This window comes from Nocardia sp. NPDC055165 (genome assembly GCF_053606985.1).
Map to the genome: position 1 here is coordinate 86411 of NZ_JBSGSS010000004.1, position 23882 is coordinate 110292.

17 protein-coding genes and 1 pseudogene are annotated in these 23882 nt (G+C 68.1%); 7 read left to right on the forward strand and 11 right to left on the reverse strand.

From position 1 onward, the window contains the following. Nucleotides 1-217: 217 nt before the first annotated feature. The 3 genes from ACWFRF_RS09820 to ACWFRF_RS09830 all read right to left on the reverse strand — a co-directional run bounded on the left by ACWFRF_RS09820 (nucleotide 218) and on the right by ACWFRF_RS09830 (nucleotide 4901). Nucleotides 218-2047 (reverse strand): phosphoenolpyruvate carboxykinase (GTP), encoded by a 1830-nt coding sequence (locus ACWFRF_RS09820; protein WP_378989205.1) that lies wholly within the window; start codon nucleotides 2045-2047, stop codon nucleotides 218-220. Nucleotides 2048-2296: 249 nt separating this feature from the next. Continuing rightward, on the reverse strand, nucleotides 2297-3805 hold the full coding sequence (locus ACWFRF_RS09825) for a hypothetical protein (protein ID WP_378989206.1): 1509 nt from the start codon (nucleotides 3803-3805) through the stop codon (nucleotides 2297-2299). Continuing rightward, a complete protein-coding gene (locus ACWFRF_RS09830) occupies nucleotides 3792-4901 on the reverse strand; it encodes a hypothetical protein (protein WP_452449586.1) in 1110 nt (369 codons plus the stop codon). The genes ACWFRF_RS09825 and ACWFRF_RS09830 overlap by 14 nt, the downstream gene beginning before the upstream one ends. Before the next feature lie 133 nt (nucleotides 4902-5034). Here ACWFRF_RS09830 and trmB point away from each other — a divergent pair, with 133 nt between their 5' ends. The 3 genes and pseudogenes from trmB to ACWFRF_RS09845 all read left to right on the forward strand — a co-directional run. Next, the gene (trmB, locus tag ACWFRF_RS09835) at nucleotides 5035-5838 is read left to right on the forward strand and encodes a tRNA (guanosine(46)-N7)-methyltransferase TrmB (protein WP_378635039.1); all 804 of its coding nucleotides are present in this window, start codon (nucleotides 5035-5037) and stop codon (nucleotides 5836-5838) included. Further along, nucleotides 5835-6551: an NYN domain-containing protein gene (locus ACWFRF_RS09840; protein ID WP_082844190.1), complete on the forward strand. Its 717-nt coding sequence runs from the start codon at nucleotides 5835-5837 to the stop codon at nucleotides 6549-6551. The genes trmB and ACWFRF_RS09840 overlap by 4 nt, the downstream gene beginning before the upstream one ends. Next, a pseudogene (locus tag ACWFRF_RS09845) lies at nucleotides 6552-9137 on the forward strand (MMPL family transporter); the annotation flags it as partial. 1666 nt (nucleotides 9138-10803) lie between these two features. Here ACWFRF_RS09845 and ACWFRF_RS09850 read toward each other — a convergent pair. From ACWFRF_RS09850 to ACWFRF_RS09870, 5 genes are all read right to left on the reverse strand, one after another. Then, nucleotides 10804-12525, reverse strand: a complete 1722-nt coding sequence (locus ACWFRF_RS09850) for a DUF2339 domain-containing protein (protein ID WP_452449588.1) — start codon at nucleotides 12523-12525, stop codon at nucleotides 10804-10806. Between the two features lie 636 nt (nucleotides 12526-13161). Further along, nucleotides 13162-13833, reverse strand: coding sequence for a DUF1707 SHOCT-like domain-containing protein (locus ACWFRF_RS09855; RefSeq protein ID WP_378653837.1), 672 nt, complete (start codon nucleotides 13831-13833; stop codon nucleotides 13162-13164). Nucleotides 13834-13895: 62 nt separating this feature from the next. Then, on the reverse strand, nucleotides 13896-14546 hold the full coding sequence (locus tag ACWFRF_RS09860; RefSeq protein ID WP_378916257.1) for a response regulator: 651 nt from the start codon (nucleotides 14544-14546) through the stop codon (nucleotides 13896-13898). A 16-nt stretch (nucleotides 14547-14562) separates the two neighbouring features. Next, complete coding sequence (gene macS / locus ACWFRF_RS09865) at nucleotides 14563-15741, reverse strand: MacS family sensor histidine kinase (protein ID WP_378989210.1); 1179 nt, start codon at nucleotides 15739-15741, stop codon at nucleotides 14563-14565. Then, the gene (locus ACWFRF_RS09870) at nucleotides 15722-16963 is read right to left on the reverse strand and encodes an AI-2E family transporter (protein WP_378989211.1); all 1242 of its coding nucleotides are present in this window, start codon (nucleotides 16961-16963) and stop codon (nucleotides 15722-15724) included. The genes macS and ACWFRF_RS09870 overlap by 20 nt, the downstream gene beginning before the upstream one ends. Nucleotides 16964-17002: 39 nt before the next feature. Here ACWFRF_RS09870 and ACWFRF_RS09875 point away from each other — a divergent pair, with 39 nt between their 5' ends. Together ACWFRF_RS09875 and ACWFRF_RS09880 are read left to right on the forward strand one after the other, a co-directional pair. After that, nucleotides 17003-18619, forward strand: a complete 1617-nt coding sequence (locus ACWFRF_RS09875; RefSeq protein ID WP_449966440.1) for an adenylate/guanylate cyclase domain-containing protein — start codon at nucleotides 17003-17005, stop codon at nucleotides 18617-18619. Nucleotides 18620-18628: 9 nt separating this feature from the next. Continuing rightward, nucleotides 18629-19702 carry a lysylphosphatidylglycerol synthase transmembrane domain-containing protein gene (locus ACWFRF_RS09880; RefSeq protein WP_378989212.1) on the forward strand — a complete coding sequence of 358 codons (1074 nt, stop codon included), beginning with the start codon at nucleotides 18629-18631 and terminating at the stop codon, nucleotides 19700-19702. On the opposite strand, the gene ACWFRF_RS09885 is transcribed toward ACWFRF_RS09880, so the two are convergent. Together ACWFRF_RS09885 and ACWFRF_RS09890 are read right to left on the reverse strand one after the other, a co-directional pair. Next, nucleotides 19703-20059, reverse strand: coding sequence for a DUF3054 domain-containing protein (locus tag ACWFRF_RS09885; protein ID WP_378989213.1), 357 nt, complete (start codon nucleotides 20057-20059; stop codon nucleotides 19703-19705). Between the two features lie 73 nt (nucleotides 20060-20132). Beyond that, complete coding sequence (locus tag ACWFRF_RS09890) at nucleotides 20133-21812, reverse strand: NTF2-like N-terminal transpeptidase domain-containing protein (protein WP_378989214.1); 1680 nt, start codon at nucleotides 21810-21812, stop codon at nucleotides 20133-20135. Between the two features lie 396 nt (nucleotides 21813-22208). Between ACWFRF_RS09890 and ACWFRF_RS09895 the strand changes: the two genes are divergently transcribed. Further along, nucleotides 22209-22769 (forward strand): hypothetical protein, encoded by a 561-nt coding sequence (locus ACWFRF_RS09895; RefSeq protein ID WP_378635010.1) that lies wholly within the window; start codon nucleotides 22209-22211, stop codon nucleotides 22767-22769. A 201-nt stretch (nucleotides 22770-22970) separates the two neighbouring features. Beyond that, nucleotides 22971-23417: a type II 3-dehydroquinate dehydratase gene (aroQ, locus tag ACWFRF_RS09900; RefSeq protein WP_449966449.1), complete on the forward strand. Its 447-nt coding sequence runs from the start codon at nucleotides 22971-22973 to the stop codon at nucleotides 23415-23417. Here aroQ and ACWFRF_RS09905 read toward each other — a convergent pair. Next, on the reverse strand, nucleotides 23414-23860 hold the full coding sequence (locus tag ACWFRF_RS09905) for a nitroreductase/quinone reductase family protein (RefSeq protein WP_387446124.1): 447 nt from the start codon (nucleotides 23858-23860) through the stop codon (nucleotides 23414-23416). The two genes, aroQ and ACWFRF_RS09905, sit on opposite strands and share 4 nt — an antisense overlap. Nucleotides 23861-23882: the final 22 nt, after the last annotated feature.

Sequence of the window (23882 nt, forward strand, 5' to 3'; positions counted from 1 at the left end):
AGCGTCGATCTCGTCGTTGACCGCATGGCGGTGCAGGAGTCTCGCAGGGGTATCAGCTCGAGAGGAAATATAGGCGAAGGTAACGCTGCCGCCACACGCGACTCTCTGACACCGACAGATGTACCCAGAACGAGACTGTGGAAATCGTCCGACGACCTGAGACGAACAGAACCGCCCGTACCGAAACGGTACGGGCGGTTCAGTGTTTGCGGGGCGACTAGCCCAGGCGCTCCTTGAGTGCCTCGAACTCGTCACGCACGCCCGAAGGCAGCTTGTCGCCGACGAACTCGAACCATTCCTCGATCGACGGGATCTCCTTGCGCCACTCGTCGGCGTTCACCGCGAGTGCCTCGTCGACATCGGCGGCGACCACGTCGAGGCCGTCCAGGTCGAGATCGGCGGCCGAAGGCACATTGCCGACCGCGGTGGCCGTGGCGCCCGAGCGGCCCTCGATGCGGCCGACGATCCACTCCAGCACGCGGGAGTTCTCACCGAATCCGGGCCACAGGAAGCGGCCGTCGTCGCCACGACGGAACCAGTTCACGTAGAAGATCTTCGGCAGCTTGTTCGCGTCGGCGTTCTTGCCGAGGTCGATCCAGTGGTTGAGGTAGTCGCCCACGTGGTAGCCGAGGAACGGCAGCATCGCCATCGGGTCGCGACGGACGGTGCCGACCTTGCCCTCGGCGGCGGCGGTCTGCTCCGAGCCCATGGTGGCGCCCATGAACACGCCGTGCTCCCAGCCGAACGACTCGGTCACCAGCGGAACGGTGGTCTTACGGCGACCGCCGAACAGGATGGCCGAGATCGGCACGCCCTGCGGGTCGTCCCATTCGGGGGCGAGGGTCGGGCACTGCGACATCGGGGTGCAGTAGCGCGAGTTCGGGTGCGCGGCGTGGCCCTCCGACTCGGGGGTCCAGTCGTTGCCCTTCCAGTCGATCAGGTGCTGCGGGTCGCCTTCGAGACCCTCCCACCACACATCGTTGTCGTCGGTCTGGGCGACGTTGGTGTACACGGTGTTGCCCGCGTCGATGGTGGCCATCGCGTTGGGGTTGGAGCTGTGGTTGGTGCCCGGTGCGACGCCGAAGAAACCGAACTCCGGGTTCACGGCGTAGAGCTGACCGTCCTTGCCGAAACGCATCCAGGCGATGTCGTCGCCCAGGGTCTCCGCGCGCCAGCCGGGGATGGTCGGCTGGATCATCGCGAGGTTGGTCTTGCCACAGGCGCTCGGGAACGCGGCGGCGACGTAGTAGTTCTTGTTCTCGGGCGAGATCAGCTTGAGGATCAGCATGTGCTCGGCCAGCCAGCCCTCGTCGTGGGCCATCGCCGAGGCGATGCGCAGCGAGTAGCACTTCTTGCCGAGCAGCGCGTTGCCGCCGTAGCCCGAACCGAAGGACCAGATCTCACGGTCCTCGGGGAAGTGGGTGATGTACTTGGTGTCGCTGCACGGCCACGGCACATCGGCCTGGCCCTCGGCCAGCGGCGCACCCACGGAGTGCAGCGCCTTCACGAACGGCTTGTCGGCGCCCAGCTTGTCGAGCGCGGCCTGGCCCATCCGGGTCATCACGCGCATCGAGACGACCACGTACTCGGAGTCGGTGATCTCCACGCCCAGCTTGGGGTCCTCGGCGCCGAGCGGGCCCATGCAGAACGGCACCACGTACATGGTGCGGCCCTTCATCGAGCCGCGGTACAGCTCGGTCATGGTGGCGCGCATCTCGGCGGGGTCGACCCAGTTGTTGGTCGGACCGGCGTCGGCCTCGGTGGCGGAACAGATGTAGGTGCGCGATTCGACGCGGGCCACATCGGAGGGATCGGACAGCGCGAGGAAGGAGTTGGGCTTCTTCTTCTCGTCGAGCTGCTGGAAGGTGCCTGCCTCGACCAGCTGAGTGGTCAGGCGATCCCATTCCGCGTCGGAGCCGTCGGCCCAGACCACGCGATCGGGCTGAGTGAGCTCTGCGACTTCCTGTACCCAGGCGAGCAGTTCACTGTGCTCGGTCGGCGCCGTGCCGTCGGATCCACGAAGACCAGGAATGGTCGCTGAGGTCATGAAAACTCTCCTGAGATGGGCGGTTGTTCGATCCATCGATCGCCACCATGGGCGGGTAAGGCGTCCGCAGTGACCAACCGTCGCACAACCCCGATAGACGGCTAGGAAGGCCGTACACGGACGGTGGCCGCGCATCGACTGGCAAGAGCGGACGCCCAGGTTCCTGCCTCAAGGTTAACGCGATATGACGACCGATATGGCATCGGGCTCCCTAACAGGTACCCACCGGTGTATCGGTCAATCCCGCGCTCACAGTCGATCGAGCGTGGCGATGTCACGCTCACAGGCCGTCAGCTGTGCGGGACGCTCGGCGACGAGCCTGCGCGCGAGCGCGTCGAGTTCGGTGACACGCCGATCCACGGCCACCGCTCGCGCGGTCGATTCCCGCACCACGTGCTCGGCCAATTCGGCCTCGATGTCCACGAGCACTCCCGCGACACGCTGTTCGAGCTGGGCTTTGACGTTCACCAATGCCTCGGAGACCCACTGGGCCATGTGGTTGCGTTCGGCGAGTTGGCCGCGGGCGCGCACGACCCAGTAGGCCGCGCCCGCGCCGAGCAGCAGCGTCACCGGGACGCTCGCCACGTCGAGTGTCGGGACCAGCGACAGCGGTGCCACGACCAATCGGCCGAGACCGACGCCGGCCGACGCGCCGAGCGCGATCATGAGGTGATCTTCGACACCTCGGTGTCTCTTGCCGGGATCCGGACCGACTCGCGGCGCCGGATCGCGGCGCCGGGTGGTCGGCGCGGCGGTACCGATCCGGCGCGCCGCTTCGCTGACCCGTTCGTCGATGACGGCGTCGACCGAGACCGACAGCTCACCGGCCGCCTGCTGCAAACGCTGTGGGTAGGCGCGCAGTTCGGCGCGGTCGCAGCGGTCGAGTTCGGCGCGCGAGCGGGTGTGCAGTGCGCGCACCATCGCGCCGAGCTCGGTGGTCAGGTCGACGCGGGCGAGCTGCACCTGGCTGCGCACGGCGGCGAGACCGGTCTGGCGACCGCCGTCGCGCTCGGCGACCAGTCCGATGCGTTCCTCCCTGATCCGTGCGGTGTCCGTGCCGGAGCGCAGTGCGGTGATCTGTTCGTCGATTCTCGCTCTGGTGTCGGTGAGCACCCGGGTGCGGACGGCGGTGCGGCGCTGGGCACCGTCGGCCGGTCCCTTCGCGGTGGCCGCGGCCAGGGTGGCGTGCAGTCCGGCCACGCCGGAGCGATCGAGCAGGGCCGAATCGTCGGTGGCGCGGGCGGCGGCGGCCAGCCGGGCCGAGACGGCGACGATGTCGAGGTCGGTGATGCCGCGCGCGGCGAGCAGTTCCAGGTTGCGGTCGCGGGTCGCGCGCCAGTCCTGATAGGCGTGAAAGCCGTTCATGGCGAGCAGGATTCGCTGATCGGCGGCGCGCAGACGGTCGATCAGGGCGAACATGCCGGCGCCGAGGACACTGCCCGCGTCGAAGAGGATGAGCGCCGCGGCCGGGTCGTTGCCCACGGTCGGATCGGCCAGGTCGATATGGGGTTCGAAGCGGGCGAGTTCGGTGCGCAGCAGAGTGGTGTTGGCGTCGTCGGGGGCGTAGAAGTCGACGCTGCTGCCCTCCCCCGCGGCGGCCATCGCCCGGAGCAGGGCGCCACCCTGCGGATTCCACCGGTCGATCACCGTGTCCACCGCCGCGGGTAGGGCACCGGGGTCGTCGGCGGACGCGGCACTCGTATCGCCGCTCGCGTCGACGGCCGGGCGCTGGCCGGGCGGGACCTCAGAGGCCTGCACTGGACATCCGCTCCCAGGCTCTGACATAGCCGTTGTGCACGCGCAGCGCGGCCCGCCGGGCAGCGGGTGGCATGTCGCTGGACACGACGGCACGCCAGCGGGTGGCGCGGGCGAGCGCCTCGTCGGCGTCGCCGGGCGCGGGTGACGGGTAGCCGGCGGCCAGGTGGGAGACCTGCGGACAGGCCAATCCGGCGCACAGACCGGCCCAGAGCGCTTCGTCTCCGGCGAGATAGTGCTCGATCAGTTCTCGCGCGCGGCCGCCGTCGCCGGGGACCGCGCGGGCGGCCAGCCGGGTCAGCTCGTCGAGCAATTCGCCGCCGCGCACCGCTTCCACCTGCTCGTACCGGCGGTGGACCAGCTTGTGCAGCGGATCGACCCCGCTCGCGGAGTGCAGGATCTGGATGATCGCCGACGCGGGCAGATCGGGATCGGCGCGCAGGGCCGACAGCGCGCAGTCCACACCGTAGAGATCCCAGTTGGCGATCAGCCGTCTGCGCGCTTCCTGGTCGGAGCCGACGCCGATGAACAGATCGGCGGCGAGCACCGACGGCACATCGGGGCCGACCGCGAGCCTGCGCAGATCGCTCAGATCCTCCGCGCTCACCGCTCCCGACCTGGTCCTGGCGGCGACCGAGGCGACGATCGGCACGATCGGCAGGCCGAGCTCCTGCGCGTGCCGCTGTGCCGCGGCCACGGCCTCGCCCCAGCGCGCGCCCACCGCGTCGGCCTTGTTGAGCACCACCACGCCGCGACCCTGCGGCACGGTCGCGAGCAGGCGGTAGTCGGCGGCCTGCGGCGCACCGGCCAGCACATAGATGACCAGATCGCCGTCGAGGACCGGGTCGGGCAGCTCGGGCTGATCGACCGGCGCGGTCTCCTGCGCCGACAACAGGGCCAGCGCGGCCATTACGGTGGTCCGCCCGCTCAGCGCACGCCCGGTGATCTGGATGTGCAGCGGACGACGACGGCGCGCAGCCGCCGCGGCGAGCTGTTCGGCGATTCCCGGATCACCCCCGCGACCTGCACCTAGAACCGAGATCAGCGCGTCGAGCTGGTCCGCGGGTCGTGTCTGTGCGAATTCAGTGGCTGTCGGCATTGCGCACACCCCCTTTTCGGAGGGCATTGTGTCAGATCCGCGCCGAGCCGGGGCGGGGCGAACCTTCTGCCGACCTGGGCGGATCAGCGGTCCCCCGAACTCGCCTGCGACGTAGCTCCGCGCATGCTGGACAATGGACGACGTGAACGACGCCGCCAACCACGCCGAGCCGACCAGCCACAAGCTGTCGGAGATGCCGAACGACGCGGGCAGGCGCTCGCTCACCGGCTCCCGGCTGTACCCGCGCGTCACGAGCTTCCGCTCGCGGCGAGGCGCGCTGACGCCGAATCAGCAGACCTCATGGGACCGCACCTGGCCGGTGATCGGGCGCGATGTGTCCAACGATCCGGTCGAAGCCGACGCCTGGTTCGGGCGCGAGGCGCCGCTGGTGATCGAGATCGGTACCGGCACCGGCACGGCGACGGCCGCCATGGCGAAGGCCGAACCGCACCTGAATCTCATCGGCATCGAGGTGTATCAGCCCGGACTGGCCCAGCTGGTCCAGCAGATCGAGCGCGAGGAGATCGAGAACATCCGGTTGCTGCGCGGCGACGCCGTGGACGTCCTGGAGAACATGGTTGCCCCGGAGTCGCTGATCGGTGTTCGGGTGTTCTTTCCCGACCCGTGGCCGAAGGCCCGCCACCACAAGCGCAGGCTGCTCCAGGCGCCGACCTTCGCCCTGATCGCCAGCAGACTCAAGCCCGGCGGCGTGCTGCACGTGGCCACCGACCACGCGGATTACGCCGAACATATTCTCGAAGTAGGCTCCAAGGAACCGCTGTTCACCGGCTTGAACGACACCACCGGCGGCGACAGCGCCGCCAACCGCACTACCGCGCCGATCGGTTTCGAACGGCCCGTCACCAAGTTCGAAGGCAAAGGCCTGCGTGCCGGTAGCGCCATCAACGAGTTCATATGGGGGAAGATCGACAGATGAGCGTGAGTGAGATCGCCCCCGAGATGCCGGTGCCCGCCCAGGCAGGCTCCGGTTCCGAGGCGTTGAGCGGTTCCGATGTTCGACGTGTCCTGCTGGTCTGGGACGCGCCGAACCTCGACATGGGGCTCGGCGCCATCCTCGGTGGGCGTCCCACCGCCGCTTACCGCCCCCGCTTCGACGCCCTCGGCCGCTGGCTGCTGGCCCGCACCGCCGAGATCTCGGTCGCCTCCAAGGGGCGCATCGAGGCCGAGGCCACCGTCTTCACCAATATCGCGCCCGGTACCGCCGACGTGGTTCGCCCGTGGGTGGAAGCGCTGCGCAATGTCGGTTTCGCGGTGTTCGCCAAGCCCAAGATCGATGAAGACTCCGATGTCGACGCCGACATGCTCGCGCACATCGCGACCCGGCAACGCGACGGTGGTTTAGCCGGCATCATGGTCGCCTCGGCCGACGGCCAAGCCTTCCGTGAACCCTTGGAAGCCATCGCGGCCAAGGGAATCCCAGCTCAGGTGCTCGGATTCCGTGAGCACGCGAGTTGGGCGGTCACTTCGGATACCCTCGGGTTCGTCGACCTCGAGGACATCCCCGGCGTGTTCCGCGAACCGCTACCGCGGGTGAGTCTCGAGTCGCTGCCCGACGAGGGCGCTTGGCTGCAGCCGTTCCGGCCGCTGTCTGCGCTACTCACTTCTCGCCCTGGTCAAGGAGTCGCTTAAGTGTTCACCCGCTGGGGCGATCTGGTCTACCGGTTCCGCTTCGTCGTCATCGTTGTCGTCGGTGCGGCGATGTTGGCGTTGGGCGCCTACGGCATGGGGCTCGGCCCCCGCCTGACTCAGAGCGGCTGGTTCGATCCGGGCTCGGAGTCGGTGAAGGGCGCGGAGATCGCCGACGGGTCATACGGGCGCGACCACAACGCCGACGTGATCGTCATGTACAACGCCCCCGAGGGCAAAACGATCGATGACCCGGAGTTCCAGCAGAAGATCGTCGCCAGCCTGACCGGGGTTGTCGCCGAACATCCCGATCAGATCGGCAAGATCAACGGCACCTATTGGAAGGTGGGCGACGCGCCCGCTGTGCCGTCGGCGTTCGGGTCGAAGGACAAGAAACACGCGTTCGCCTCGATCGCCATCGCCGGTGACAACGACACGGTCATGATGGCCAATTACCGTGCCGTGCAAGACGTCTTCTACATCCCGGGCGTCGACGTCGAGGTCTCGGGCCTGCAGCCCATCGCGGTCACGCTGACCGACACCCTCGACCACGACTCCAAGCGGATGGAAGTGCTGGCCTTCCCCGCGGTGGCGATCCTGCTGTTCTTCATCTTCGGTGGCATCGTCGCCGCCGCGCTGCCGCTGATCATCGGTGGTCTGACGATCATCGGTGCCACCGGCATCGTGACGGTGCTGACCAATTTCACCGAGGTCAACATCTTCGTCACCGGCGTCGTCTCGATGATCGGGCTCGGTCTCGCGATCGACTACGGCCTGTTCATAGTCAGCCGTTTCCGCGAGGAACTGGCCGAGGGGTACAGCACGCCCGCCGCTGTGCGGCGCTCGGTGATGACCGCCGGACGAACAGTTGTCTTCTCCGCGACGATGATCATCGCCAGCCTCGGCGGCATCCTGATCTTCCCGCAGGGCTTCCTGCGGTCGGTCGCGTACGGCACCATCGCTGCCGTCTCGCTGGCGGCACTGACCGCGATCACGATCCTGCCCGCGATGCTGGGCATCCTCGGCCCCCGCGTCGACGCGCTCGGTCTCAAGCGGTTCCGCAAGACCAAGACCGCCGAGCAGATCGAGAACGGCTTCTGGGGCAACACGACCCGCTGGGTCATGAAGCACCCGCTCAAGATCGCTATTCCGATCACCGTCGGTCTGTTGTTGCTGATCATCCCGGTCAAGGACCTGGCGTTCGGCGGCATCAACGAGAAGTACCTCCCGCCGGACAATACGACCCGGTCCGCACTCGAGCACTTCTACGAGGTCTTCCCGCAGAAGAAGACCGACCCGATCCAGCTGGTCTTCGTCTCGGACAACACCAACGCGATCGGCAAGGTCTGGAAGGAAGCCAACCAGGCTCCCGGGCTGGTCGGTCCGTTCGAGGTGCCGGTCAAGTCGCCGACCAACCCCGAGGTGTTCCGCACCTCGGCGACCCTGGTCGATCCCACCGGCGGCGCCGAACCGACGATCGACTATCTCCGCTCGATCGAAATACCCGACGGCGTCACGATGTACGTCACCGGTCAGCCCGCGCTCATGGCCGACAGCATCGACACGCTGCTGGAATTGATGCCGTGGATGATCTTGCTCGTGCTGGTCACCACCACCGTGCTGATGTTCCTGACGTTCGGTTCGCTGGTGCTGCCGATCAAGGCCGCGTTGATGAGCGCGCTCGGTCTCGGCGCGACCCTCGGCATCCTCACGTGGATCTTCGTCGACGGCCACGGCGCCGGGGTACTGAACTTCACGCCACAGCCGATCAGCGCACCGGTCTTGATGCTGATCATCGCGATCATCTACGGCTTGTCGACCGACTATGAGGTCTTCCTGCTCTCCCGCATGGTGGAGGCACGCGCCCAAGGCGCGTCGACCACCGAAGCCGTGCGGATCGGCACCGCCCAAACCGGCAGGATCATCACCGCTGCCGCACTGATTCTGCTGGTGGTGACCGGCGCGTTCGCGTTCTCCGACATGGTGATGATGCAGTACATCGCCTACGGCATGATCGCGGCGCTGTTCATCGACGCCACCATTCTGCGCATGCTGCTCGTCCCGGCGATCATGAAGCTGCTCGGCGACGATTGCTGGTGGGCGCCGAAGTGGATGAAGCGCATCCAGGAGAAGATCGGCCTCGGCGAACCCATCCTCGACGACGAGCGCCCGGAACACGGTGGCGTGGTCGACCTGGTGAAGACCACCCCGATCACCGACCCGCCGACCATGCAGATGACGGTGGTCCCCGATTCCAAGCTGGCCCGCACCCCGCGCAGGCCGCGCACGGTCGCCGAGATCGAGGCCGAGGCCCCGACCCAGCGCATCGACAAGATCACCGACACCGACGCCGCCGAACCTGCCCGTTCGCGCCAGCCGATGTCGCCCGATCCGACGCGTCCTCGCGCCTCGGTGTTGTCCTCGGGCGAGCCGACCCGGGAGTTGCCCGTGGTCAAGCCGGGTACGCCGGCGAAAGTCGCTCCGGAGGACACGGCGAAGCAGGAGGACTCCGGTCCCGACCTGCCGAAGTACGTTTCCGGCGAGCCGACCCAGGTGCTGCCGATCGTGAAGCCGGATGCTCCGAATCCCGTTCAGGGACCTGATGATTCGACCACGGATACCGCCGAGGACGAAGACCGTGGTTATTCGGGGCCGAGCTTCGGCACACCCCCCATCCCCCTCGCCGATCTCGGCGATCCCCGAACCGGCCCCGGTGGTGCCGCTCGCTCGACCAACGGGCGCGGACGCACGAACGGCACCGCCGAAACCCCCACCGGCCCGTCGATCTCGCGACCCGGACCGGTCGACACCGGGTCCGGCCTCGATCTGCCCGGCATCGTCACCGGGGTTCCGCCGCGTGGCTCCGAACGCGTACAGCCGCCTTCGGGCTACAACACCTCCGGCGTGATCGGTGAGACTCCGCCGGTGCCCCGGGTGTCGACCCCCGACGAGACCGGCGACAGCGCCGGATTCGGCACCCCCCCTGCCGATTCGCCGCCGCGACCCAGCATTGTGCCCCCGGCCAGGCCGAACACGGCGACACCGCCGCCGCGTGGGATCGTCCCGCCGCAGGCGCCGAGGATCGTGAACACGCCCCCGAACGCGACACCCCCCGCGCCTGCGAGCGAGACTCCGTCGAGCGGAACTTTCAACGGGTTCAGCCCGGTGACCGCGTCGAACCTCAGGCCGGTCACGCCCGACTCCACCGCGCCCGATCCGGTCGATGCGGCCCCTCCGGCGGAGCCGAGCCGTCCGTCAGAGCAGAGTCGTCCGTTCGAACAGAGCCGTCCATTCGCGCCGAGCCGTCCGACCGAGCCGAGCCGTCCGACCGAGCCGAGCCGTCCGACCGAGCCGAGCCGTCCGTTCGAACAGAGCCGTCCGACGGAGCAGGCCGATCCCCCTGTGCGCGAGACTGATTCGCGCCCGTATGAGGTCGATACAGCGAGCCCTGACTTCACAGCGGCGCCCGGCTCGCATCGCGCCGAGTCTCACCAGGGCAGTCCGGCTCGCGCGGAAACGGAACCCGAGTCGCCGATCCCGCCGCAGGGCATCTTCGGCACCGCGGTACCTGTGGAACCGCAGCCGAGCTCCCCGTGGAACAACGGCATGACCGGCCCCGGCACACCACGCGGTTTCACCTCGTCCGACCAGGACAGCGGACCTCGCTTCTCTCCGGTCACCCCGTCCTCGGCCGACGAGGCGAACCGTGATCGTCCTGTCGTCGATTCCTCCGGCGACCAGCCGACTTCGGCTCGACCGGCAAACGTGGTGCGTCCGCAGATCGCGCCGCCCGGATTCACCGAGGTCCGACCCGAGGCCGCGCCTTCACCCCGGCAGCCGGATTCGGCAACCGGCGAAACATCGGCCGCCAGTGGGGAACCGGCCGGCGAGGCACCGCCGACCGACCAGATCGGCACCCCCGGTCAGTGGCAGGCGCCTTCCGGTTTCACCGCTGTTCCGACGCCGCCCGCATCGCCTGCGGAGCCTTCCGACGATGCGTCCCTGGATACTCCTGCCGCCGAAACCGATGCCACCGCAGCGGAATCCCCCGCCGATACGCGCAACGAGATCGAGAACTGGATGGCGCAGCTGCGCTCGTCGCGCCGCGGTACGGCCGCGGATGAGGGTCGCCACCACGGCAACGAGGGCCGGACGGTGAGCGTGAACGAACTGCTGCGCCGACGCGAGGACGACTGACGTTCGCAGTGCTGACACGCGACCGGCGGGGCTTTCGAGCCCCGCCGGTTCGTTGTTTCTAGGAGACCTGGCGCGGTGGTGCTGCCTCGGCGAAGGCACGTGCGTAGCGGGTTCCGGTGATTAGCAACAGGATTCCGACGGCCAGGAACGCGGTGACGCGGACCAGGCCGGACAGTGTCGCCAGATCGAACAGGAACAGTTTCGCCAGTGCGGCCGCGGCGACCAGCAGGCCGGACACCAGGCAGACTTTCGCCACGGCGGGCGAACTGGCGAGGCGACGCAAACCGTAGAACAGTGAGCCGGTGGCCACCACCATCCACACGATGGTCGCGAGGCTGTGCCCGACGATGAAACCATCGGCACCGCCCAGAGATACGCCGAGGGACACCGCGGCGACCAGCACGTAGTACAGCCCCGCGATACTCACTGCGATCCACACCCCGGTGACGAGCGCCGGATCGTCGCACCGCGGCAACCGTGGCACGGTCCACGCCACCATCGCCGCCACGCCCAACCCGACCACGGCCGCCACGGCCGTCGCGACATCGAGTTCCCGCTCCGCGAGCCCCTGCAGCGCAAGTGTTTCCGGCGTAGCTGTCGCCAGCATCACCAGCCCACCGAGCAACGCGAACGCGATACCGAGCCCGGCGGCCACCCGGGTGCGACTGACGGCGGCCACCGCGAGAAACCCCAGACCGGCCGCGAACAGCGTGGTCGGTAGCAGTCGAGGGTGACCGCTCGTCGCCGCCACGCAGGTCTGCGACAGAGCTACGGCACCGGTCAGACCCGCCACCAGTGCCGTGTGCCGCGCGATCCGCAACACTGCGACAGGCCGAACATCCTCGGCATCAGGAACATTCGCGGGGCGGGGAGGCGTCGCGGCGGGGCCCACTCCCGTCAGGCGGGGAATCACCGCGGTGGCCGCGAGGCCGAGCAGGACAGCGGCCAGAGCCGCGGTGATCGAGGCGCTCACCATTCGGTCGAACAGTACGGCGACGGCGAGCACCGGAAGGGCGGTCAGCGCGATCGTGATGCTCGCGGTGATGTCATCGTGCCTGCGCCGCACCGTGAGCAGCGCGCCGACCAGACCGACCACCGCACAGGCGATCGCGGCGACCAGCAGACCCTGCCGCTGCTGCGCCTCCGAGCCGGAGATCACCCCTTCGATCCCGCTGAACGCCACCATCCCCAGCACGGCGAGCACCACCGGCACAGTGCGCGCCACGTGGAGCACCGGCCAATCCCTGCGCATCTGCACCGGCACCCCGGCCGCCTGCAACACCACCAGGAACCCGAGCAACATCAACTCGGTGGTCAACGCGGGTGACAGCACCGCGGCCCCCACCACCACCCCCACGGCCAGCGGCTGTGACTGCCACCGCACCGCGATTCCCACCCCGATCAACGCCACCACCAGCGCCACCGCGAGCCCCACCCCGCCAGGGACCCATCGGTAATATCCCGTCACCGCAACGACATCCAGATACATCCCGGCGATACCGGTGGCCACCAACGCGATTGCGCCGACCCGGCCGCCGGGCCGACCGAAGACCCGCCACCCGAGGCCCACGAGGACCACCGAAAGCCCTGCCCCAGCAACGACTCTCGCTATCGGGCCGAAGAACCCCGCCTGTGCGGCCAACACCAACAGCATCAGCACGCCGACCAAGGTCACGCCGACCCCGGCCACCGCCAGCACCCGGGAAATCACCCCTTCCCGCTGCCACCACGGCACCCGAGCCTCGCGCCCCGGCCCACGCATCGGCATCGGCATCGGCATCGGCGCGAAGGGTCGACCAGCCGGATAAGTTCCCTGCCCCCACCCGGACCCAACCTGACGCCCCTGCCCCGCGCCCACGGGCACAGCCGCTCCCTGCGCCGGCGCGTAGGTCGCTGTGTGGCCAACACCTGCCCACCCCGCCTGACCGAGGTCAGCGCCCCGAGGCGGACCGCCGTGACCAGGCCCGAAGCCCGCAACAGTCGGCGGGCCCACAACAGTCGGCGGGCCCGCGACGGGCGCACGCCCCACAGCAGGCGGGCCCGCGACGGGCGCAGGCCCCACAGCAGGCGGGCCCGCAACAGCCGCAGGCCCCACAGCAGGCGACCCCGCAACAGTCGCAGGCCCCGCAACAGCCGCACTCGACGTTGAGGGCACCACCTTGCCCTCGCGCAGCGCTTCTTCGGCCCGCAACTGCGCGGAAAGCACGTCCAGATCGCCCCCCAGCTGACCCATCCTGGCGCCCAGCGCGGTGAACTCCCCCGAGAGCCGCGCTACGAGCGCGGGATCAATAGCGGTACTCATATCCCCATCGTCGGCGCCCGACACCCGCCGAACATGAGTAGAAACCCCCGTCAGCCCCCGGTTCCTACCCGAATCAGCCCGGGTAGCCCTCGATGTCTCCCCGACTACCCGGGATCATGACCCCAGAAACCGTCGCCACTGCACCATCAACGGATACTTCGCCGTCACCGACCCGAACCGGATACGTCCGTGCACGACAAGGTGCAGAGGTCCGATCGGCGGCCCCGTACGCACCTTGTTGTTGGCCGAGGACCCCACCAGATCGAGACCGTTGAGGTCGACGGTGGCCGCCGCTGGGACGAGCAATGTGAGGCTCGTGCAGTAGTCGTCGACCTGAATCTCCACGATCTGCGTCTGCATCACCGCCTCGGTGAAGTCCAAGGTCACCCCGGACATCAGGTTGTTGAGGTGCAGCACCGGCGGCACCTGCCACGGCCCGCGTCGATGCACCCCCGACAACCGGCTGCGGATCGCGCTCGGATTCGATCCACCGGCCGGAACCGGGATGTGTCGTGGGCGCGGCATCGCGGCGGGCTGCGGTGTGCCCGCCACCCGCATACCGGGCAGGTCGACCAGCACGGCGTTGAGTTCACCGCGGGTCTTGGCGGCCAGCGCGGTGTCCATCCGCTCGGTGAACTCCCCGAGCGACAACATGCCGAGCCCGACGGCACGCTGCAGCAGCTGACCGACATGCTCACGTTCGGCATCGGAAACACGCAGCTCACGGTCACCGACGGGACCAGCCGTCGCGGCACCGGGTACGAAGAGGGATTCAGGACCGCCCATGTCATCGAGGGTAGCCAGACACCCCTACCGAGCACATCAGGGCAAACCCCTAATCACTGTGGCTACTCGAGCCCCTGCTCGATCGCGTAGCGGGTGAGCTCGACCCGATTCGCCAGCTGCAACTTGCGCAACGTCGCCTGCACGTGGTTCTCCACGGTCCGGTGCGAGAGATTCAATCGAGTAGCGATCTGCTTGGCCGACAACCCCTTGGCCACCATCCGCAGAACCTCGGTCTCCCGCTCGGTCAACGACGGCCGATGCGGCTGATCGGCAGCCGCCGGTGCGGTCGCCATCCGCCGATACTCGCCGAGCACCAACCCGGCCAGCCCGGGCGTGAACACCGGCTGACCAGCGGCAGTGGCCGTCACAGCGTCGATCAGCTCGGCGGCGGACGCGCTCTTCACCAGATATCCGCTGGCCCCGGCCTTGATCGCGTCGAGCACATCGTCGCGCTCGGCCGAGGCCGACAGCACCAGCACCCGGCTGTGCGGCGACACCCGCAGCACTTCGGCGGTGGCCGCGGCCCCGTTCCCGTCGGTGAGCTGCATATCCATCAACACCACGTCCGGCTGTACGGCCGCGGCCCGGCGGGAGGCCGTGCCGACGCCGTCGGCGGTCGCCAGTACCTCGAAACCGGCTTCGGCGAGATCGCGCGAAACACCCTCACGCCACATCGGATGGTCGTCGACCACCATCACCGTGATCACCGGCATCGCCCAGCTCCTCTTCTCAGCGCGCCGGATGGCGCGGAATCCGGAATTCCCACTCGGTACCGAGGTCCGCGCCCTCGGTCAACAACTCGGCACTGCCGCCCAGCGCCTCGATCCGGCCGACGATCGACCGCGAAACCCCCATCCGCCCTTCGGCTTCGGCCGCTTCCAGCCGTCCCGTCGCGATCCCCACACCGTCGTCGCGCACGCTCACCACCAAGCCGTCACCGGTGTCTTCGAGCAGCACATAGGCTTTCGCGTCGGCGCCGGCGTGCAGCGAGACATTCGACAGCGCGGTGTTCACCGCCGCCGCGATCTCCTGGGCGACCATCCGTCCTACCAGCACCGGATCGCCCGGCGTGGCCACCGATATCTTCGGCGTGGCGTGCGCGGTCAGCAGTGGCCGCAGATCCACGTCGCCCGACCCCGGATCTGGCAGCTCCGCCTGCTCGGACAGCAGCACCCGCAACGCCACCTCCTGTTCTCCGGCCCGCTGCGCGAGTTCCTGTGCGGGCCCGCCTATCTCGCTTCCACGGCGTTTGATGAACGCCAGCACCTGCAACACCCCGTCGTGCACCTCGCGAGCCAGCCGCTCCCGCTCCTGCGCCGCCGCCGTGATCCGCAACGCCCGTTCGAGCTGCCCCTGCGCCCGTCGAGCGGTATTGGCGGCCAACCCGAGCGCCAACCCGACCGAAACGAGTACCGGTGCGGTCGCGTCGCCCCAGACGTCCTGTCCCCACTGATCGCGCACGGTCACCACAACGGCCGACATGGCAAGTCCGGCGACAACACCCGCGACAGGTCCGCGCAGAATGGCCATCGAGATCACCGAGTTCGCGATCCACAACGTCGTCGGCAGGGTCTGATGTCCGTGGTACCAATCGTAGTCCGCGACAAGCCGAGTCGAGGCGATCAGCGCGATCGTCACCACCTGGTCGCCGAACACCACCCAGCCGCGGATCTTCCCGGTCGCCTCGGGGAAGTACCACTGCGACAGCAGCAGCGCCGAACTGCCCGACCAGATCGCCATCACCGCGATCAGCATCCAGCTCAGTCGCGGATGCTCGTAATACGACACCGACGCGATCTGCTGACCGATCGCGTACAGCAGCGTGACCAGCCGAAACGCCTGCGCCGCCCGCCACAGCGGCGCGGTGGCGGCGTCGGCCGAGCTCAGCTCAGCGGTGTGAGTCCGCATCGCCGGACTCGGCTTCTTCCATGCGCAGCCGCTTCGCCACATCGAAGCGGCCCGGCGGCTCCGGCTTGTCGGGTTCGGCGCTGAACCGTTTTCGCTCCTCGGTGGCGACCAGCTCGCCGAAGGCCTCCTCCGGACTGTCGGCGAGCAGATAGCGAATCGCCGTGTTGCCCACCGCGATCAACGGCACGGCGAGCAGTGCGCCCGCGATCCCGCCGACGACCAAGCCCGCGGTGATGGCCAGTACCACGGCCAGCGGATGGATACTCACGGCCCGCCCGAGCAGCAGCGGTTGCAGCACATGGCCTTCCAGCTGCATCACCGCGATGATGATGCCGAGCACGATCAGCGCGGTCACCAGGCCCTTGGTGACCAGGGCGATGAACACGGCGACGAACCCGGCGAAGAACGCGCCGATGATCGGGATGAACGCGCTGATGAACACCAGCGAGGCCAGCGGCAAGGCCAACGGCACATGCAGAATCGCCAGCCCTGCTCCTATACCGATCGCGTCGACGGCGGCTACCGCGACGGTGGCACGCACGAACCCGACCAGCGTTCCGAAGCCCAGTTCACCGGCGGTGCGGACCTTTTCTCGGTGCGCGGTGGGGATGATCCGGGTGACGAAGTTCCAGATCTGATCTCCGCCGTAGAGGAAGAAGATGAGAATGAACAGGATCAGGAAGGCACCGGTGAGAATGTGGCCGATGGCGGTGGCGGTGGTCAGCGCGCCGCTGGTCAGGCTCTCGCGGTTGTCCTGAATGGTGCGCACGATGGTGTCGCCCGCGCTGCGGATCTGCTGATCGCTCAGATGCGGCGGACCGTTGATCAACCAGTCCTGCACCTTGTGCACGCTGTTGGTGACCTCGTTGGACAGCCCCGGCACACCGTCGACGAACTGTTCGACGACGAAGGTCAGCACCCCCGCCAGCAGACCGATCGACCCCAGCAGCGCGACGAACACGCCCAGCGAACGCGGAATCCCCACCCGCTGCATCCAATCGACCATCGGCGCGAGCAGCGCGGCGGCGAGCAGCGCGATGGCCAGCGGGATCACCACCGTGGCGAACTTCTGCACGAGCATTCCGACCGCGAGCAGGGCGCCGAAGATGATCAGCAGCCGCCAACTCCACGCGGCGGCTTTGCGGACCAGGGGATGAACTGCCTCGGCGTCCGAGCGCCACGGCGTTGACGCGGTCCCGGAATCTACCTTCTGGTCGGTCACTCGAGAGAGCCTATCGGTCCGAACGCTAGATTGGTGGTCGTGTCGGCGCCCCTGGAAGCGGTCAAACAGACCATGCGAACGCGCTGGCCGCTGTATCTGACGTCTGTGCTGCTGGCGAACGCCTTCGGCGCGGTGCTGGTGTGGGCCTTCATCCAATACGGCCTGCCGGTTCCGGAGGGCGATCCGGGTGGGGTGCGCCAGACCGGTCTGCTCGCGCCGCTGCTCGTTTTCGGGGTGGCCGCGGTGCTGAGCATCTTCGCCGCGGCGCTCATGCTGCGGCCGGTGATGCGCTGGCAGATGCGCGGCGGGCCACCGAGCAGACGCGAGCAGATGGCGGCCCTGCACGTGCCGCTGCGGCAGTCGATCGTGCACCTGGTGCTGTGGATCATCGGCGGCGGGATCCTGGCCGCGCTGATCATCACCGAATCGCCCGAACTGGCGGGGGCGGTGATCGTCACCGAATGTATGGCCGCCACCATCGTGTTCGGCTTCACCTACATGCTGGGTGAACGCATCCTGCGCCCGGTCGCCGCGGAGGCGCTGACCGAGGGCACCTTCGACCACACGCTCACCCCCGGCGTCGGCACCCGGATGGCGATGACCTGGGGCATGGGCACCTTCGCGCCGACCATCGCGATCGTGCTGCTGTGCGTCACCCAGATCTCCTCGGACGTGAAGTTCTCGGCGAAGTCGCTCGCGATCTCGATCCTGCTGCTGTGTGGCGTGGTGATCCTGCAGGCGCTGGCGCTGTCGATGCTGACCGGTTCCTCGATCTCCGACCCGGTGCGGCAGTTGTCCCAGGCCATCAACAGGGTGCAGGCCGGCTCGCGTGACGTGCAGGTGGAGGTCTACGACGGGAGCGAGATCGGGCTGTTGCAGGTCGGCTTCAACCGGATGATGGACGAGGCGGCCAAGCGCCGCAAGCTGCAGGAACTGTTCGGCCAGCACGTCGGCGAGGACGTGGCGCAGCGGGCACTGGACTACGGCACCGAACTCGGTGGTGAGACCCGATTCGTCGCGGTGCTGTTCGTGGACATGGTCGGTTCCACCGCCGCCGCGGCCGAACGCCCGCCGACCGAGGTGGTGAGCCTGCTCAACGAGTTCTTCCGGGTGGTGGTCGACGTGATCGACAGCCACCACGGTTTCGTCAACAAGTTCGTCGGCGACGCGGCGCTCGCCATCTTCGGCGCCCCGCTGGATCGCCCCGACGCGCCGAGCGCCGCCCTCGCCGCGGCCCGCGACTTGCGCGAGGCCCTGCGCGAGGTGACCAGCCTCGATATCGGCATCGGCGTCTCGGCGGGCCTGGCGGTGGCCGGAAACATCGGCGCCGCAAATCGTTTCGAATACACCGTGATCGGCGACCCCGTCAACGAGGCGTCGCGGCTCACCGAATTGGCCAAAGATCATCCCGGCCGCGTTCTCGCTTCGGGCAGCGCGCTCTACTTCGCCGACGAAAGCGAGCAAGAACATTGGATAACCGGAGACGAGGTCCAATTGCGCGGCAGACGCAGAAAAACCCGCCTGGCCTGGCCGAAGTCGGCGATCGCCGCGCCGCGCGGGGACGAGGAAGAACAGATGCGTTCGTTGGGCGTACCTGCGCCTTCGCTCCGGCCGTGCGCAGTCTGCGGACGGCCGGAAGCCGACTGTGTTCACTAGGCTGAGACCGTGACGGCCGACGGCGACCTAGCAGGCGCACCGGCCGAGCGCCGCCGCCGCCGCTTTCGGTGGGTCAAGTGGGTGCTCGGCGCGGTGATCCTCGCGCTGCTCGTCGGCGAAGGCGTGTACCTGTGGCCCCGCCTGCACGAATCCTGGCGCACACTCACCGAGATCCACTGGGGCTGGCTGTTCCTGTGCATCGTGTTGCAGGCGATGTCGATGAGCGGTTTCGGGCGGGTGCAGAAACAACTGCTGCACGCCGGTGGGGTGGACGTCAGTCAGGGGAAATCGGTATCGGTGGTCTACGGCGCGACCGCGATGTCGCTGACGCTGCCCGCCGGACAGGTCTTCTCCACCGCGTTCACCTACCGCCAGACCCGGCGCTGGGGCGCGAGCCCGATCGTGGCCTCCTGGCAGCTGGTCTTCTCCGGCGTGGTCGCCGCCGCGGGGCTGGCGCTGCTCGGGATCGCCGGCGCCGCGCTGGTCGGACAGGGAATCGGCTTCAAATTCGTCGTCTCGCTGGTGGTCCTCGCCCTGGTGGTGTTCGCAGGCAACTATCTCGCCCGCCATCCCGGCACGCTCGAGGCCGTGCTGCGGCGGGTACTCGCGCTGGTGAATCGGCTGCGGAAGAAACCCGCCGATCACGGCATCGCCAAGCTGGCCGAGATCCGGGCGCAACTCGAGTCGGTCGATCTGGGAAAGAAGGACGCGGCGCTCGTCGGGGTGTGGGCGCTGGTGCACCGGTTCGCCGACGTGGCGTGTCTCGGCACCGCCTGTTACGCGATCGGCGCCGATCCCAAGTTGTCCGGGCTGCTCATCGCCTTCGCGGCGGGCAAGGCGGTGGGGTCGATTCCGTTCGCGCCGGGCGGCATCGTCTACGTGGACGCGACGCTGATCTACAGTCTCACCGCGGCCGCGGGCCTGCCCGCCGCGCAGGCCGTCGCGGCCGCGTTCGTATACCGGCTGGTCAGCTTCATCCTGGTCGCCGTGGTCGGCTGGATCGTCTTCGCGTTCCTGTTCCGCACACCACAGGCCGACGACGAAGAGTACGAGCAAGAGTTCAAGCAGCAGCGACGAATCTGATCAACGCAGCGCGCGAATGGCCGCCCGCCAACCCAGCAGGAACAGCGCGAGGACGCAGGCCGCGACGATCATGAAACTCAGCGCGACGCCCTGACCGCTGATGGCGCGCAACACCATCCCGCCGACCAGGGTGCTCGCCCAGATCAGAATTCCGGTGGGCCACAACGCCGTTGCGTCGAACCGCGTGTTCCGTGCGAGGTAGACCGCTAAAATCCAGCCGAGGATCAGTCCTAACCCGAAGGGCCACACCGTTTTCAGCAGACCGGCGATGACGGCTTCGTCGTGACTGCGCCTCCCGATCGCGCAGAAGACGATCACCAATAGAGCATCGATACCGAACGGCGCGTATCTCTTCACCGACGTAGCGTAACCGGTCAAGATCGACTTCGAGACCGGGTTCATAGCCACTGAGCAGTGATAACTCTCGCTTTTACGGCTCCGGCGTCGCCAGCGATTTCAGCAGCACGGCCGCGAGTCGTGAAGTGGCGTCACCACTGTCGACATCGGCGATGTGCACCGCGAAGACCAGGTCGCCCATCGTCGCCAGCAGCCAACCGTCGGCACCGCCCGTCGCGGCGAAGGCGGTGATATCGCGGAATCCGCGCAGGGCGGCGGTTTCGGGCTTGCCGATGCCTTCGTTCATCATTCCGCGCAGCCGGTCGACCGCGGGCTGGGGCAGCGCGGGAACCGGCGTATCGGTGGTGCCCGGCTTGCCCGCCTCGATCATCGGCGGCGCCACCGACCCCCGCGAAATGGCCGCCGCGGCGATCGCCATCCCGAAGGGGCTCACCTGCACCGCGTCGGCGCCCGCACCCTGACGCACCTGCTCGGTGCTGCGGCCGGGCGTGCTGATCCGCCCGGTCACCTCGTCGAGCCCGGCCACCTTGAAGTCGACGCCGACGCCGAGCGCGGTGGCCGCCTCGGCCGCCTCCTGCACGGTGACGTCCTGCGGCGGCTTGTTCTTGATCGCCGCGGCCACGGTGCGGAACAGCTCCATCGTGCCGCCCGCCGGGAACAGTCCGGTGAAGGCGATCGGTCCCTTCTCCGTCGCGTACGAGTTCTGCGCGACCGCGACGACCGCACCGGTCGACGGCTGAATGGCCACGACCGTGGCCGCGGTCCCCGCGCTCACCACGGCGTCTTCGGCGGCGCGCTGTAGTCGCTGATCCATCGTGGCGGCGATGTCCGGCCCGGCCGGTCCCTGGTATCCGGCCACCTGGTTGACGAACCTGCCGTCGGCCTCGAAGATCTGCACACCCCAGCCCGCGGTGGCCTCGAGGCTGTCCTGCCACACCTCGCGCAGCGCGTCGAGCATCGGCGAACGGGTGCGCCGGTCGGCCGAGATCAGTTTGGGCTGCTTCTCCATCACCACACCCGGCACCTTGGCCATCCGTGGTTCCAGGATCGCGAAATCCCCGTCACGCAGGTTCACCGCGACGATCGGCTTGCCCTGCGAGCCTGCCAGCTGCTGCATCAGCGACGGCCCGGTGATCAGGGGCGCGACCGGCTCGATGGCGTCGGCGAGCGCGTTGGTGGTGCCGACGAGGTCGCCGGTGCGGCTCGGGTCGATCTTGATGACGTTGAGCGTCTGCTCGGTCATCAGCGTTTCGCCGGGCAGGTCGACAACCTTGGGCGGCGGCTTCGCGGTGGTACGCACGAGCTTGACGGTGCGATTGTTCGTCAGCTGCGGCATGACCACCGCGGGCTCCCAGGAGATCCGCCAGCCGATGGCGAGCTTGCGCACGGTGCCCTGCAGTGTGTAGGTCCAGTCCTTCTTCTCGCCGAAGTTCCAGGCGACTTCCATGCTGAAGATCGCCGACTGCTTGTCGAGGTCGATAACCTGCGACGCCTCGTAGTCGACGGTGCCCGTTTGCAGGCCCTCGAACATTTGCTTCATGGTTGCCGAAGCGGCAGCGGGGTACGAGGTCAGGTCGGCGGCTTTGCCGTAGTCCTGATCGTCGAGGTACTCGGTGAACCGCTGGACCACCGTCTCCGACTCGCTCGTCTTCCCACCCACTCCGCACGAGCACAGCGCGATGGCGAGGGTCGCAACCCCCGCGATCGCCATTGCGCCCCGGACGCGAAAGCGGCGGGATCCCCACACATCCATATCGCCCACTCTTCACTCTTGCCACTCCGGTAACAAATCCACCGTACCGGAAGTTGACCCGTCTCCAATGCCCCGGTCAGTCGGGATACTCCCCGACCTCGACACCTCGATTGTGCCGGAAATCTCGCCCCGATGAGGGTCCGTTTTCCAACCTCGCCCAGTAAGCGGCAACAACTGCTGCGCCAACCGTACCGACAGCCGCGCCAGGTGGTGCGGATCTCGCATTTGTCCGGCGATTCAACGCGAGGGTACCCAGGCCGCCTCCGCCCACACGCACGGCATCGCCTTTACCGAGTCGATACGCACTCGTTCACGCAGAGCGGAATTCACCGCGCTGATATCGGCGTAATCTTGTAATCAACGCAACGTGCGCAAGACAGATAGCAGGTGATTTCCATGCGGAACGATCGACGCGAGCGCGGATTCGGCCGACCCGGCGGATGGCAGCAAGCCGACCTTCCCGATCCCGCCGACGCCCCCGACTGGTTCGCCGGACGATTGCCCGCCGACTGGTTCACCGGGCCGGTGGACATCGAGATCGACCGCGACGAGATCGTCGTGGTCGGCGAACTGCCCGTACCCGGCGACGCGAGCACCCCGGCGGCCACGAAAGAAGGCGCGCTGGCCCGCTTCCGCGAGTCGACCCGCCCGGCCCGCATGCAGATCGCCGACGAGGCCCAGCGGCGTTACGGCCGCAGCGTCGCGTGGGGCGTGCGAGTAGACGGCGAACGGATCCTGTTCACCCACCTGGCCGTCCCCGTGATGACCCGTCTCCGTCAGCCCGAACGCCAGGTCCTCGACACCCTGATCGACGCGGGCGTCGCCCGCTCCCGCGCCGACGCCCTGGCCTGGACCGTCAAACTCGCAGGCAAACACGCCGAAACCTGGCTGGCCGAACTCCGCGAAGCCATGCGCAAGGTCGACGACCTGCGCTCGGAGGGCCCCACGGGCTTGTAGCCCCCCAGCGAAACGGGTAAGCCCGTATGTCCCTACCCAAAGGGCCCCGCCCTGATCTGGACTGACCGGAGGGTGCGACGAAGGAGTACCCGGAGGGAGGGAAGATCAGGGCCCCCAGGGGCCCGCTCGAGCGCGCCAGCGCTCCAAAAACACAGCCACCACACGATCCGGGACGGGTCCAACCTGGATACAGTGGCCTGCATGGAAACCGAGCAGGCCACTGGTCCCATCCTGGTAATCAACGGACCGAACCTGAACATGCTCGGTACCCGTCAGCCCGAGATCTACGGCGCCGACACCCTCGACGATGTCGTCGCACTGTGCGAGCAGACCGCCGCCCGATTCGAACGCAAGGTCATCGCGTTCCAGTCCAATCACGAAGGCGCGCTGATCGACCGGATCCACCAGGCCCGCGGCGAGGTGTCGGCCATCGTCATCAACCCCGGCGGCCTCACCCATACGTCGGTGGCACTGCGCGACGCCCTGGTGATCCCGGAGGTGCCGATCGTCGAGGTGCACATCAGTAATGTGCACGCGCGCGAGGAGTTCCGGCACCATTCGTTCGTCTCCCCGATCGCGACCGCGGTCATCGCCGGCCTCGGCATCCAGGGCTATGCCGCCGCGATCGAATACCTGAGCAAGCCCTAGCTGAGCCGGAAGACGGGGAAACCCGGTGCGATAGCGATCAATTCGGCATCGGTCGCGTCTTTGGTGAGGCCCTCGAAGAACTTGCCGACCTCCCAGCCCCACTTCTCCAGGTACAGCCGGAGCAGCGGCACCTTGTCGGTGTCGGCGACCTCGGTGGCGGTGAACCGTTCGGTCTTGCGGCCGAGGCGCAGTTCGCCATCGCCCGCCACGCGCAGATTGCGCACCCATTGGACGTGCCCACGCGGCGCGACCAGGTAGCGCTCACCGTCGGCGGCCGTCATCACGTTGACCATGGTGGTGCGCCATTCCCCGCTCTTGCGGCCGCGCACCGCCAGCAGCCGCGACCCCATGATGCTGATCCCCAGCTTGGGCAGCAGGTTGGCGATCTTGTTGACGATCGGGTCGATGCCGGTCGGGGGGAGGTGGCGGGTCGCGTTGTCCATGTTGATCACTCCTGAACTGTGA

What these genes read in the sequence shown, in the direction of transcription:
- ACWFRF_RS09850 (WP_452449588.1), bottom strand. Translation starts at nt 12,525, where the DNA reads ATGCCGATGCCGATGCCGATGCGTGGGCCGGGGCGCGAGGCTCGGGTG.
- ACWFRF_RS09840 (WP_082844190.1), top strand. Translation starts at nt 5,835, where the DNA reads ATGAGCGTGAGTGAGATCGCCCCCGAGATGCCGGTGCCCGCCCAGGCA.
- ACWFRF_RS09905 (WP_387446124.1), bottom strand. Translation starts at nt 23,860, where the DNA reads ATGGACAACGCGACCCGCCACCTCCCCCCGACCGGCATCGACCCGATC.
- ACWFRF_RS09890 (WP_378989214.1), bottom strand. Translation starts at nt 21,812, where the DNA reads ATGGATGTGTGGGGATCCCGCCGCTTTCGCGTCCGGGGCGCAATGGCG.
- ACWFRF_RS09895 (WP_378635010.1), top strand. Translation starts at nt 22,209, where the DNA reads ATGCGGAACGATCGACGCGAGCGCGGATTCGGCCGACCCGGCGGATGG.
- ACWFRF_RS09820 (WP_378989205.1), bottom strand. Translation starts at nt 2,047, where the DNA reads ATGACCTCAGCGACCATTCCTGGTCTTCGTGGATCCGACGGCACGGCG.
- aroQ (WP_449966449.1), top strand. Translation starts at nt 22,971, where the DNA reads ATGGAAACCGAGCAGGCCACTGGTCCCATCCTGGTAATCAACGGACCG.
- macS (WP_378989210.1), bottom strand. Translation starts at nt 15,741, where the DNA reads ATGCGGACTCACACCGCTGAGCTGAGCTCGGCCGACGCCGCCACCGCG.
- ACWFRF_RS09860 (WP_378916257.1), bottom strand. Translation starts at nt 14,546, where the DNA reads ATGCCGGTGATCACGGTGATGGTGGTCGACGACCATCCGATGTGGCGT.
- trmB (WP_378635039.1), top strand. Translation starts at nt 5,035, where the DNA reads ATGGACGACGTGAACGACGCCGCCAACCACGCCGAGCCGACCAGCCAC.
- ACWFRF_RS09830 (WP_452449586.1), bottom strand. Translation starts at nt 4,901, where the DNA reads ATGCCGACAGCCACTGAATTCGCACAGACACGACCCGCGGACCAGCTC.
- ACWFRF_RS09855 (WP_378653837.1), bottom strand. Translation starts at nt 13,833, where the DNA reads ATGGGCGGTCCTGAATCCCTCTTCGTACCCGGTGCCGCGACGGCTGGT.